Here is a 12,542-nt window from a genome sequence, read left to right as displayed (position 1 = left end):
AACGCTCCCGTGCCCCACCCGGTTCTTCACGTCGCGGGACGAAGCGACGGCCTGGCTGCTGGAAACCGCGGAGCCCTGAGGCAGGGCTACGGCCCCACCGGAATGAGCAGGACCGTGCAAATCCCGAGGACTGCGAAGGATACGACGCTGCCCGCCATGGCTGCAACCGCGGAGATACCGGGAGAACTTGCTTCGCGATGGATCCCGCTGATGGCTCGATAAAGGCGTCGCTTTCGCGTAATGCTGATGGCCAATGCCGCTAACACCGCGGCCACTACAAGCGTTCCCGCGAACCAGCCGTGGTGCGGCATCCAGCGGAGGAAGACGGCGGCGGCAACCACCAGCGCCAGAGCGGTGCGTCCCCAGGCCAGGTCCGTGCGCTCCGGCTGGAGCCCGGGGTCGCTATGGCGCGGTACATCACGTGACGGCATGGCTCAGGCAGTGCGGACCAGGACGAAGAGCATCATGGTGGCGGCTACGAGTCCTCCGCCGACTGCCAATAGCGGGGCGATCCACGGAAGCGGCAGCGGGTCCTTCCGGCGCATCGAGCGTTCAACGTTGAGCCAACGGAAGAAGGAGCCTACGCCAATAAGGAGGGCGAGCACCAGGAGCAGGACCGCAAGTGCTTTGCGCAATCCCGGGTCAAACAGCTCAGTCATGAAAGCTTCGACGGCCACGCCCCCGGCGAGAAGCGCCAACGAGGTGCGGATCCACGCAAGGAAGGTGCGTTCATTGGCCAAAGTAAAGCGGGGGTCAGGTTCGGTGCCGCCACCCAGGATCCTGCCCGGGAGCCCGGCTCGTCCGGCCTTCCGCCGGGTATCCAAGTCCTCCATGGGGTTCCTTCCACGTCATTCATGTTGTTCCACGCAGACCGGTGCGGAGGCCGCTTTGCGTCCTCCGCACCGATGATTTACAGGGGTACGTCAAGCCTTGCTGGGGACCTCCAGGGAAGGTGCCCCGGCTCCTTGGGCGGGAGCAGATGCTCCCGCGGGTGCGGCCTCTGCGGCTGCATCAAGGCCAAGCCGACGGCGGTCGCGCTGCTGGTTGACGAAGACCAGCGCAAGCAGGCCGAATGCCAGCAGGAGGCCTCCGGCGAGGGCAAAGGCTGCACGATAGCCTTCACCGGGCGAGGCAGCCCCGCCTATGAGGAACCCGGAGACCGCGGGGGCAAACACGCCACCGCTGGTGAGGACGGCGTTGGCTATGGAGAGGTTGGCGCCACGCTGGCTGATGGTGGTCAGTTCCGCCACCACAAGGTATGTGATGGCGAACAATGCCGGAGCAGTACCGAAGCCGAAGACCATGAGGGTGATGGACAGGACGGGTGAGGTGCTCATGGTTGCGGCGACCAGGCATGCCCCGGCGAAGGCGCCGGCGCCGCCCAGGACCCAGCCGCGTGCTTTCCTGGTGGGTACACCCTTGAGGTGCAGGCGCTGGGTGAGTGCACTGAGGCCTACAGTGGCCACCGTGCCCCATGCAGCGGGAAGGGCGATCATCGCGCCGGCTTCCTGACCACTGAAACCGAGGACATTCTGGAAGTAGGCGGGTCCCCAGGACATGGCCAGGGTGAATGTCCAGTAGCCGAAGAAGGAGGCAAGGACTGCAAAGATCCAGCTGGGGGACAGGATAGTGCGCCAGTAGCGGATCTTGGTTTCGGATACGACGGGGGCCTCTTCGGGCGCAATTCCGTCGATTTCCTGCTCAGCCTTTCGGCTGGTGTAAGGACCTTCCTTGCCGATGATGGCCCAGAAGACAGCCCAGATGAGGCCAACGATTGCCAGGAGGGCAAAGGCGGTCTGCCAGCCGAACTGTCCGATGACCCAGGCGAGGACGGGGGCGAACGCCACGATGCCCAGGGTTACTCCGGATGATGCGAGGGCTGCGGGGGTGGCGCCCTTCTTTTCCGGGAACCACTTGTAGATGCCGTGCATGAGGACGGGTGCGAGCGGGCCTTCACCGGCGCCGAGCAGCAGCCGGCTTGCCCAGAGCGCGGGCAAGGAGGCGAACAGCAGGATGGGAACCTGCGCCACGGACCAGAGCAGGCAAAGGACCAGCAGGATCCATTTGCTGGATACCTTATTGGCGATCGGGGCGGCAACGATCTGGGCCACGCCGAAGGTCAGGAACATGGCGCTGCCCACCAGGCCGAACTGCTCAGGCGTGATGCCCAGCTGCTTCATCAGGGGGACGGCTGCGATGCCCAGGACTGCTTTGTCCGCCCAACTGAGCATCATCAGGAAAAGCAGGCTGAACGTCACGAACCAGCCATAGCGGTTGCGCTTGGCCCGGGACCAGGTCCGGGGGTCGCGGGAGGTCGCGGAACCCGGCGTCATGTGGGGAGTTTCAGACACGGTTTGCCCAATCGTTGAAGGGGAGTCTTTGCCGGTTCACCGGCGTTTCCTTGACTCTAGGCTTGTGTGACCGGCCTTACATTCAGTCTTTCCGTTGGGTGGAAAGTCTCTTCGTAGGCCACGTGGAGTGCCGGTGATTGCGCTCGTCTTTTGCCCCAGGAACATCAGCAGCGCCATGCCCACGACGCTCATTCCGCACGTCAGCCACCACGTGGTACCCCATCCTCCAGTGGTGGTAGCAAGGAGGGCGAAAAGCGTCGGCCCCAGGAAGTTTCCCACATTGAAGATTTGCTGGGTCAGGCCCAGGACGGCCGTAACGGACCCGTCGATGGGGGCGATTTTCGCGGAGTAGCTGGTGACTGCTGCTGGTATGAGGCCGCCGACAGCCGAGAACACTGCAATGAGGACGAATTGAAAGAGTATGCCGTTCCGGATGTCCGCCCAGTCGACGGCAAACGTGGCCGCGGATGCGAGGGACATCGCCAGGAACGTCCATAAGATGATTTTCCGCTCAGTCAGTCCCCGCTGGATCAAAGACCCTGCGCTGAGGGCGCCGATCGCATTCACTCCGCCCACCAAGGCGCTAAGGATGCCCGGCCACGGGCCGCCCAGCCCTGCTGACCTGTAAATCGACGGCAGGAACCCCAGGACAGCCATCCATTGCGCCGTATAGCAGGCAAAAACCACCCCGATAATCCACGGTCTGCGCGAAGCCAGAGTGCGGGCCACCCTGCCGAGTGCGTTCCGGAGACCGGCGTCGACGGGTGCTGCGTCCTTGGGTACCCGACGGACCAGCAGCGGCACCGGGAGCAGTGTCAAGACGGCCATCACCAGCCACCACTCACGCCAACCGGCAGCCTGGAGGAACAATGCGCCCAGGGACAGGCCCAATAGTGTGGCCGTTCCTTGAAAGGTGGCCCAGCTTGCGAGGGCAAAGTTCAGCCTCCGGGGTGGCGACACTCTGCGGATAAGGGCAGGGGCGACGACGACCGCCAACAGGAAGCCAACGCCCTCCAGTGCTCGGGTGGCCATCAACCATTCGGTGCCGGGGGCCAAGGCTCCAAGGCCGGAAGCAGCACTGAGCAGCACCAACCCGGAGATGAGGAGCCTGCGCAGACCGGCAAGCTCGCCACAAACGGCAGTGGCAAGGCCGCCCACAATGCTGGCCAGCTGGATGATGCCGAGCAACAATCCCGCCTGGACCAGCGAAGTTCCAAGTTCGGTTTGTATACCGGCAAGGGCTGACGGAAGTTTCCAGATGTGCATGGCCGCCGCGATGCCTGCGGCGACGACGGCAAGCCAGGCGCCGTCCGTCGTCGTAGTTCCATCAATACCTGAAGTGCGCGACGGCAGTGCCACATCGATCCTTGCTGCAGGTGCGGGTGGTTCCTTTGCGGGTCTTCTAGGCGGGGGACAAGACGGGGCTGTCGATCCTGAAGCGTTGGCCGCTGACGGCAACATCAACCGGGCCGCTGAAGGTGGAGGAAACGCGATCATGCCACCACTTCGGCTCTGCCCTGCCGGCCAGGTGGGAAAGGACCAAACGGCCCACGCCGGCTTCAGCGGCAATCCTGCCCGCACCCTCAGGGGGAGTGTGGGCGATCCGCTGGTGGTTCAGGAATTCGGGGGCGAAGCCCTTGTCCGCGTAGAAGTCCAGGTTGACTGCTTCGTGCACCAGTACGTCTGCTCCCTTGGCGAGGGTAACCATGGCCTGGCATTCGGCGGTGTCACCGGAGAACACTACAGAGCCGGCGTCCGTCTCGAAACGGAACGCCAGGGCAGGGCGAACGGGCGGATGCTCCACCAGGATGCCTGTCACTTTCACCCGATCGTCCTCATAAACGTCAAAGGGCCGAGCAGCTTCCGGTGATCCATCCGAAGGAGTGTCAAGATCAACGGCGCGCACAAGCGCAGCCAAATCCGGACGCGCTTCATCATGGACCCGGATATCAATGTCATAGGAGAAGGCCTTCAGCGAATGGGCGACAAGCTCTGTTGTGCCGGAAAGGCCCACTCCGCCCGGGCGCGTCCCGTCCTTGCCCGGACCGACGATGGAAACCGGACGGGTGAAGCCTTCCACGGGGTTTCCCCAGTTCCAGAGCAGGAAGCCGGGAAGTTCCACGACGTGGTCCGAGTGCAGGTGCGTGACAAAACCCGCAACGAAGTCTTTGCCCCTCAGCCCAGCCTCATTGGCCGCACGCGAACAGCCCAGCCCAAAATCCACCATGTAGAAGGCGCCGTCCACCACCAAAGCACTGGAAATGCCGCCTTCAGGTCCGCGGATGGCCGGGCCGGCGGCGGTGCCAAGAGTGATCAGTTCGACGCTCACGGGAAAGTCCTTCTGCAAGAGTTTTTTCGGGCTTAGGAATGGGGGCGGGCATTGATAACGCGGGTTTCCAGGTACTCTTCCAAGCCCCAGCGGCCCCGCTCGCGGCCAACCCCGGACGCTTTCCAGCCTCCGAACGGGGCATCGGGTTCCACCTGGGTGTGCTGATTGATCCACACCGTACCGGCCTCAATACGTGAAGCCGTTGCGTAGGCCCGCTCCTGGTCCCTGCCCCACACGGAGGCCCCCAGCCCGAACTCGCCGGCGTTCAGCCCGCTAATCGTCGCCTCGAGATTGTCATAAGCCACAATCGGCAGCGCAGCGCCGAATTGCTCCTGCTCCACCAGGTCCATACCCGGCCCGGCGTCGACCACCACGGTGGGGGAGAGGAAGTAACCGGGGAGGTCACAGCCGGGCCTGCCGCCGGTAATGATGCGCGCGCCGGCCCCGACGGCGGACTCGACCAGGCCCTGGACCAGCTTGAGCTGGGACTCATTGTGCATTGGCCCCATGGTGGTGCCGTCTGCGATGCCGTGGCCCAGCACGTGGCGTTCGGCCTCGGCTGCAATAGCCTCGGCCAGTTCCGCGCTGCGGTTCCGTGGCACGTACACGCGCTTGACTGCCATGCAGACCTGGCCGGCGTTGCGGAAGGCACTGCCCACGATGCCGCGGGCGGTGACGGCGATGTCCGCATCATCAAGCACGATGGCGGGGTCGTTACCACCAAGTTCCATGGTGACGCGTTTTACGGTGGGGGCTGCCTGTTGGGCGATGGAGATGCCCACATCGGTGGACCCCGTGAAGGAGATCTTGCGGATGCCGGGAGAGGTGCTCAGGGCAACGTTGACTGTGCGCCGGGAGCTGGTGCGGACTTGCAACACACCGACTGGCAGTACCTCGTTGAGGAGGTTGACCAAGGCGATGGTGGAAAGCGGCGTGGTGGGCGAAGGCTTGGCAATCACCGTGCAACCGGTCACCAAGGCCGGAGCGAGTTTGACGCAGAGCAGCGAGATGGGAAAGTTCCACGGCGTAATGGTGCCGACGATTCCGACCGGCCTGTTCTGGACTTCCAAGGTGCGGTCCGCCCTCGGTGTGAGTTGCTCGGCTTCGTCCCACTCAAGGTCCGCGTAGTAGTCGAAAAGGCCGGCGGCAACGGAGAACTCGCCGGCGGCCTCGGCCTTGGGCTTGCCCTGTTCCCGTGAGAGCAACGAAGCCAGCTCATCCACGCGACGGCGGATCAGCGAAGCGCCGGCGCGAAGCGCACTGCGGCGTGCTTCCCGGTCCGCAGCCCAGCCTGCGGAGGCCGCGCGGGCGGCCTCGACAGCGGCCTCGACGTCCTCGGCGGTGTTTTCGGGAGCGTGCCCAACAAGCTCCAAGGTGGCCGGGTCGTGGACCTCGTATTGGGATGCCGTCATGGTTTGTCCTTTCGGCCGGGAAGAATTCTTATCCCAGTGTCATGGCATCGATCACATCCGCGATCGTCCTTTCCGTCCAACGGAAAGACTGGTTATGCTGCGCCGCCTGCTTGCCACTATGGAGTGAAGCACGTCACGCACTATCTGAGGAGTCTTATGTCCCACGAGAAACTGCCCATCGTCCTGACCGGGGTTTCTTCCGGAATCGGGGCAAAGACGGCTGACATCCTCGCCCTCCGCGGAATTCCGCTGATCGGCATTGACCGCAACCCGCCGTCGGAATTCCCCGGTACGTTCGTCCAGGCGGACCTTTCCACCCAGGAGGGGATCGCTGCTGCTGCAGCCGCGGTGGCGGCTGAGGCAACGGACGGGATCGCAGGGCTGGCAAATATCGCAGGCGTCCCCGGGACCGCGCCGTGGCGGACCGTGTTGGCCGTCAACGTCTTCGGCGTCCGCGGGCTGATCCGTGCGCTCGCCCCGCTGCTTCACGAGGGAGCCGCCGTCGTGAACCTGGCCTCCAGCGTTGCCGTGAACTGGAGGGATGTGAAAGCCAAGTGCTCTGCCTTCGCGTTGGCCCCTGATCAGGCGTCAGCCTTGGATTCCGTCGCAGACGATGAAGAGGTCACCGGTGAGTCCTACCTTTTCTCCAAGCAATGCGTAAGGGTACTCACCGAACACTTGGCGGCAGAGTTGCTGCCTCAGAGAATCCGCGTCAACAGCGTCAGCCCGGGACCTGTGGCCACCCCTATCCTTGAGGATTTCAAGAAGGACCACGGCCGCGACAAGGTGGAGGGAGCCGGCGCCCTGCTGGGCCGCTTTGGCGAGCCGGATGACATCGCGACTGTCATCGACTTCCTGCTCCGCCCCGAGTCGGGCTGGGTGAACGGATCGGACATCCGCGTTGACGGTGGTCTCGGCGCGTACCGCGGTTCCGGGCTCGCCGCCGTCGCCGGTTGAACGCTTAGTCTCCGGAGACGTAGAACAGTACGACGCCGGAGCCTCACCTCAGCCGTAGGAGGCGCCGGCGTCGGGCCTTAAGATGGCAGGGAAGGCACCGCGCCGCGTGAGACGACGCCCCGACCAGCGCTGAGGAGGGTGAGCATGGCAAACGCTGCCCCGTCAGGCCGGACCACACGCCGGCCGGCCGAGCGCAAGCCTCTTGCATCCGGGGGCGCTACCGCACGCCAAGCAGCCAGTGTCACCTCCCGCGCGCTGGCCTTGCTGGGCACTTTCGATGCCGAGCATTCGGCCCAGAGCCTCAGTTCCATGGCCCGCCGGGCGGGGCTGCCAGTGGCCACAGCCCATCGCCTGGCGGGCGAATTGGTGGCATGGGGTGGGCTCGAAAAATTGAATGGCGAATACCGGGTGGGCCAGAGGATCTGGCGGCTGGGTTTGCTGGCTCCAGCCCAGCAAAACATTGCTGAAGTAGCTGCGCCGTTCATGCAGGACGTCCTCTTTGTCACACACAATGTGGTGAACCTGTTCATCCTGGACGGGAACGAGGTTCTGTTGGTGGAGCGGATGTCAGGCACCAACGCGGGCCAGCCATTCCGGCGGGTGGGCGCGCGTTTGCCGCTTCATGCCAGCGCTGCGGGCAAGCTCATGCTCGCCTTTGGACCCAACGATTTGTTCTCCAACGCAATCCAACGGCTCGAGCCACGGACACCCAGGACGATCACCAGCCCCGGTCTGCTGGCCACCGAGATTGAGCGGGTCAGGGCCCAGGGCTATGCCACCACAGAGGAAGAAGCGGGACCGGACAATTATGGGCTGGCGGTTCCCGTGTTCCTGCCCGAGAAACGCATTGTGGCCGCACTGGGCATTGTCACCCGGGGGCGTCCGGCGCCGGTGGGGAGCGTGGTGCCCGTGCTGAACATCGCCTCGCGGGGAATTGCCCGACGACTGGGCGCAGAGCATCTCCCGCAGTAATCTCCTCGTTTGGGCGGCCGGAGGGCTCATCTTTCCGTTGGGTAGAAAGTTTCTCCGCTTTGTGTCGTGGAACACCTAACCTCAATTAGACCCACTTTAGAGCCGGAACTCCGGCCAAAGCCTGCGTGGCAGGCGAGCCGTTTCAAAGGAAGTGAAGACTCCATGACTGCACCCGCAGGAGCTACCATCGACGCCGTCGTCGATCAGGTGGACATTGTGGCCGACCAAGTGGTCTCCCTGGTGCTGCGCCGGGCCGACGGCCAGCTCTTCCAGCCGTGGCAGCCCGGGGCACATATCGATGTCCACGTTGGCGACGGTCTGGTGCGCCAGTACTCTTTGTGTTCCTCGCCCGGCGAGCTGGACCATCTGCGCATCGGAGTGCTGCACGTGCCGGACTCACGTGGTGGATCAAAAGCTGTGCACGCGTTGCTGGCCGGCACCCCGCTGACAATCTCCGAACCTCGCAACAACTTTCCCTTGCGTGAATCGCGACGCTATCTCTTCATTGCAGGCGGAATCGGTATCACCCCCATCATTCCCATGCTCGAGGCGGCCCAGGCCGCCGGCAAGGAGTGGACGCTGATTTATGGCGGGCGAAGCCGGAAGACCATGGCCTTCGCCCAGCAGCTGGAGGACAAGTACGGTCCGGAACGTATCCGGATCATCGCTGAAGACGAGGTGGGCCGTTTGGACCTCGACCAGATCCTCGGCATGCCAAGGGCACACATGCTGGTCTACGCCTGCGGCCCGGGCGGTCTTCTCGGAGCGGTGGAGGAACGCTGCATGGGCTGGCCTCCGGGTGCCCTGCACACAGAACGCTTCGTGGCCTCAACACTGGGGGCAGCAGCAGCGAACGCCCCCTTCGAGGTGCAACTGGCCCGTACCGGGACCACCGTGACGGTGCCCAACAACAAAACCATCCTCGAAGCCGTGGAAGAGGTGGGCGTCCGCGTCCTCTCATCCTGCCGCGGCGGACTGTGCGGTACCTGCGAAACCCGGATCATCTCGGGAGAGCCGGAGCACCGCGACGCTGTGTTGTCGGAAGAGGACCGTGAAGCCGGCGAGGTCATGCTGGTTTGTGTGTCCCGGGCCGCTGCCGGCTGCCCGCGCCTCGTCTTGGACCTCTAGCCCGTTACCTTCCCACCCCAAATTCCCTCACCAGGAGTGTTTCCCATGACCGTCACCACCCACGAAGCCAATGTGCTGGGCGAGGACCCGTTCGACACAGCAAATCTCTTGGATCCATACCCCTTCCTTGGCCGGCTTCGCGACGCCGGTGCAGTCTCCTACCTCGAAAGCACCGGGAGCTACGCCGTAGCCGGGTATCAGGAGGTGTATGAGGTCCTGACGGACTTCGAGACCTACATTTCCTCGGGAGGGCTGGGGCCGCGGGACATCCGCAAGGACTCCGGTTGGCGTCCACCGAGCATCCTTGAATCGGATCCCCCCATCCACACCGTCATGCGCCGCGCACTCACCGGCGTCATTAACCCCAGCACGGTTCGCGCCCTTCGCGAGCCCTTCACGCCCCCGGCCGAGGAACTCACGGAGCGGTTGGCGCAGCGGGAGACTTTCGACGCCGTTACTGACCTGGCCGAGAAGTACCCCTTGCGCGTCTTCCCCGATGCGGTAGGGATTCCCGACGTCGGCCGCGAGCACCTTTTGCCTTACGGCAATATGGTGTTCAACGCGTTCGGTCCGGAGAACTACATCTTCAAACAGGCCTTCGCCCAAGGTGATGAGCATGCCGCCGCGGTGATGCGGAACTGCCAGCGCGAAAACCTGAATGACACCGGGTTCGGTGCGCAGATCTGGAAGCGTGTGGAGGACGGGCTGATTACTGAGCAGCAAGCGACGCTGCTGGTCAGGGCCCTGCTGTCCGCGGGAGTGGACACGACCATCTTCGGAATCGGCAACACACTGTCGGTCTTAGCGCGCTATCCGGAGGCTTGGGCCCAGTTGCGTGCCAACCCCAGGATGGCCAAATTCGCCGTTGACGAGGCGCTGCGTCTTGAGTCGCCGTTCCAGAAGTTCCACCGGACCGTCGCCGTGGACACTGTCCTGGGCGGTGTGCATCTCCCGGCCGGTGCCAAGGTGTTGGTTTTCCTTGGGGCCGCGAACCGTGATCCCCGCAAGTGGGGAGACACTGCCGACGAGTTCGACCTGAATCGCAACGCCTCAGGGCACGTAGCTTTCGGCATGGGGTTGCACCAGTGCGTGGGGCAGCCGATCGCCCGGCTCGAGATGGAAATCGTGCTTCAGCAGCTGCTTCAGCGCGTCGCCGCCATCGAGCCGGACGGCGCTCCTGTTCCGATCCTGCACAACGTGCTCCGGGGGTTCGAGTCGTTGCCTGTGAGAATCGTCGCCGGCTAGCTTTCGCCAGTCGTCCGGGCCCGTGGCTTGACTGCCACGGGCCCTATGACTTGCCTACGGCAGAAACTCGTAGTCGTCAGCTTCGACCTTCTCGGTGATCCGCCAGTATTCGGTGGTCTTGAAAGGCCACACCTGGGAGACCCTGTTGAAGCGGTTCTTGTACCAGTTGGTCACGTAGGGCTGGCCCCACGTCATGCGGCGGTTCTCCGCGTCCACCCATTCGATGTGCCGATCGAGGGCTTCCTGTTTCAGGTCGAGCGCAGCCTTGTCGTGCAGGAGGAGCTGGTGGATCGCTTCAACTGCATACTCGGCGGCGCGCTCCATCATGATGTGCAGGCCGCCCGCGGCTACGCCGGTGGTGTTGGGTCCCAGCATCATGAACAGGTTCGGGAAATTGGGCACCGTGATGCCGGCGAACCCCTTGGCATCGCCCTGCCAGTAGTCGTGGATTTCCAGGCCGCCACGTCCAACAATCTCAATAGGATCCAGGTAGTCGGAGGGCCGGAACCCGGTCGCGTAAATCACCACGTCCACATCAATGTGTTCCCCGGTGCCTGTCACCAGCCCGGTAGGCGTGAAGGACTCCAAACCGTCTGACACCACTGTGGTGACGGGTGCCATGAGCGCGGCGGCCCAGACGCCGTTGTCGCGCAGCATGCGCTTTGCCGACGGCGGGTAGTTGGGGATTGCTTTTTCGAGCAGGTCCGGACGGCCCTCGTACTGGAGCTCCATGCGGCGGATGACCTCCTGGCGGAAGGCCTCGTTCCTGGGGCTGACGCTCAGGGGAGCCTTATCCCACCCTTCCTCGGCTTCAGCGACGTTGATGCGTCCTTCGATGCCAAGGGCAGTGACCCAGAGGCGGAACCACTTGCCGTAATGGGGCACCTTGGAATGCAGCCAATTGGCGGTGTCCGACATCGGCTCGTGGTAGCTCTCGGCGGGCAGCATCCAGGGTGCGCTGCGTTGGAAGACGTGCAGGCTTTCCACCTGGTCAACGATTGCCGGGATGATTTGGTAAGCGCTGGCGCCGGTACCGATCACGGCCACCTTCTTGCCGCGAAGGTCCACGGAGTGGTCCCATTCCTGGGAGTGCATCTGCGCGCCCGTGAATTCCTCCTGCCCGGGCCACGTCGGGATGTGGGGATGATCGAGCTGCCCGACGCAGGTAATGATGGCGTTGAACCGGCGGGTCTGCCGGGTCCCATCGGTGGATGCGGTGGTGGCTGTCCACGTCCGGCTGACCTCATCGAACTCCGCCTTCTCCAACCACGTATGGAGTTCGAGTTCGTCCGCAAGTTTTGCGCGAGCCACGACTGTTTCCAAGTAGTCAAGGACTTCCTCACCCTTGGCGAACTGGTGGGGCCAGTCGTCGCGCTGCGCGAAGGAGAAGCTGTATCCATAGGTCGGGGTGTCCAAGCGGACGCCCGGGTAGTGGTTCTTCCACCACGTCCCGCCAACCCGGTGGGAAGATTCAATCCAGGTGTAGGGGATGCCGGCTTCCTTGAGTCTGTAAGCTGCAGCGATGCCGGAGACCCCGGCGCCTACAATCAGCGTCTCGAAGGTTCGTCCCGGGGAGACCTCATCAAGGGTCCAGCCGGCGGAGCCGTTCCGCTGGGGGCTGATGAGCAATTCATGGTGCATTTCGCCCGCCCAGCTCGGATCGGAGCTGGTGCGCCCGCCCGTGAACCAATCCAGGATGTAATCCGCCTGCTCAGGGGGGAGTTCGTCTACGGTCCGGATGTCTTCATCGCGCAGGCGGCGCAGCGCTTCGAACGCAATCTGCCGTCCGCGGGCCACCTGGTCCTCTTTCAGGCCACCGTGGGGTTGCGTTGTGGCGCCCATGGGAGGCAGGGGCGGGGAAAGGTCCGGCTCCAGCAGGGACATATCCTTCAACGCTGCAGCCAGTGCGGTCATGAGGACCGGCAGTTCAGCACCTTCGACGAAGGCCCACAGCTCTTGGTCGGTCTCCGTCACCTGAGCGTAGGAGTCCCTGCCGTAAAGATCGCCGTAGTGGTCGGGCGAGGTCCGTTCGGTGGCGGTTGCCGGCGTGGTCATGGCATTCATGAGTTTCCTCCTGCGCGCCTTTGCGGCGCGGGTTATATGACGACGTTGTCTTGGTCAGGAATCAGCGCGTTGTCCGCGCCGTTA

Annotated in this window: 11 protein-coding genes; 4 read left to right on the top strand and 7 right to left on the bottom strand. The window is 63.9% G+C overall.

Annotation, left to right across the window (positions count from 1 at the left end):
- Window positions 1-86: 86 nt before the first annotated feature.
- The 6 genes from AUR_RS09910 to AUR_RS09885 all read right to left on the bottom strand — a co-directional run bounded on the left by AUR_RS09910 (window position 87) and on the right by AUR_RS09885 (window position 6,092).
- Window positions 87-431: a DUF202 domain-containing protein gene (locus AUR_RS09910; RefSeq protein WP_062098768.1), complete on the bottom strand. Its 345-nt coding sequence runs from the start codon at window positions 429-431 to the stop codon at window positions 87-89.
- Window positions 432-434: 3 nt separating this feature from the next.
- Window positions 435-833 (bottom strand): YidH family protein, encoded by a 399-nt coding sequence (locus tag AUR_RS09905; protein WP_062098766.1) that lies wholly within the window; start codon window positions 831-833, stop codon window positions 435-437.
- 90 nt (window positions 834-923) lie between these two features.
- The gene (locus AUR_RS09900; RefSeq protein ID WP_241650898.1) at window positions 924-2,333 is read right to left on the bottom strand and encodes an MFS transporter; all 1,410 of its coding nucleotides are present in this window, start codon (window positions 2,331-2,333) and stop codon (window positions 924-926) included.
- Window positions 2,334-2,387: 54 nt separating this feature from the next.
- Window positions 2,388-3,710, bottom strand: a complete 1,323-nt coding sequence (locus tag AUR_RS09895; protein WP_241650897.1) for an MFS transporter — start codon at window positions 3,708-3,710, stop codon at window positions 2,388-2,390.
- A gap of 43 nt (window positions 3,711-3,753) precedes the next feature.
- Window positions 3,754-4,680 (bottom strand): MBL fold metallo-hydrolase, encoded by a 927-nt coding sequence (locus tag AUR_RS09890; protein WP_241650896.1) that lies wholly within the window; start codon window positions 4,678-4,680, stop codon window positions 3,754-3,756.
- A 32-nt stretch (window positions 4,681-4,712) separates the two neighbouring features.
- Window positions 4,713-6,092, bottom strand: coding sequence for an aldehyde dehydrogenase family protein (locus AUR_RS09885; protein WP_062098760.1), 1,380 nt, complete (start codon window positions 6,090-6,092; stop codon window positions 4,713-4,715).
- 156 nt (window positions 6,093-6,248) lie between these two features.
- Here AUR_RS09885 and AUR_RS09880 point away from each other — a divergent pair, with 156 nt between their 5' ends.
- The 4 genes from AUR_RS09880 to AUR_RS09865 all read left to right on the top strand — a co-directional run bounded on the left by AUR_RS09880 (window position 6,249) and on the right by AUR_RS09865 (window position 10,394).
- Window positions 6,249-7,049 (top strand): SDR family oxidoreductase, encoded by an 801-nt coding sequence (locus tag AUR_RS09880; protein WP_062098758.1) that lies wholly within the window; start codon window positions 6,249-6,251, stop codon window positions 7,047-7,049.
- Between the two features lie 144 nt (window positions 7,050-7,193).
- Complete coding sequence (locus tag AUR_RS09875; RefSeq protein WP_082694453.1) at window positions 7,194-8,021, top strand: IclR family transcriptional regulator; 828 nt, start codon at window positions 7,194-7,196, stop codon at window positions 8,019-8,021.
- A 162-nt stretch (window positions 8,022-8,183) separates the two neighbouring features.
- Complete coding sequence (locus AUR_RS09870) at window positions 8,184-9,149, top strand: PDR/VanB family oxidoreductase (RefSeq protein WP_062098756.1); 966 nt, start codon at window positions 8,184-8,186, stop codon at window positions 9,147-9,149.
- A 45-nt stretch (window positions 9,150-9,194) separates the two neighbouring features.
- Window positions 9,195-10,394 (top strand): cytochrome P450, encoded by a 1,200-nt coding sequence (locus tag AUR_RS09865; RefSeq protein WP_062098754.1) that lies wholly within the window; start codon window positions 9,195-9,197, stop codon window positions 10,392-10,394.
- A gap of 54 nt (window positions 10,395-10,448) precedes the next feature.
- Here AUR_RS09865 and AUR_RS09860 read toward each other — a convergent pair whose 3' ends face one another.
- On the bottom strand, window positions 10,449-12,458 hold the full coding sequence (locus AUR_RS09860; protein ID WP_082694454.1) for a flavin-containing monooxygenase: 2,010 nt from the start codon (window positions 12,456-12,458) through the stop codon (window positions 10,449-10,451).
- Between the last annotated feature and the right edge of the window lie 84 nt (window positions 12,459-12,542).

This window comes from Paenarthrobacter ureafaciens, from assembly GCF_004028095.1.
Taxonomy (GTDB): domain Bacteria; phylum Actinomycetota; class Actinomycetes; order Actinomycetales; family Micrococcaceae; genus Arthrobacter; species Arthrobacter ureafaciens.
The sequence above is the reverse complement of the archived record's forward strand: the minus strand, read 5'-3'. Positions and strand labels throughout refer to the sequence as shown.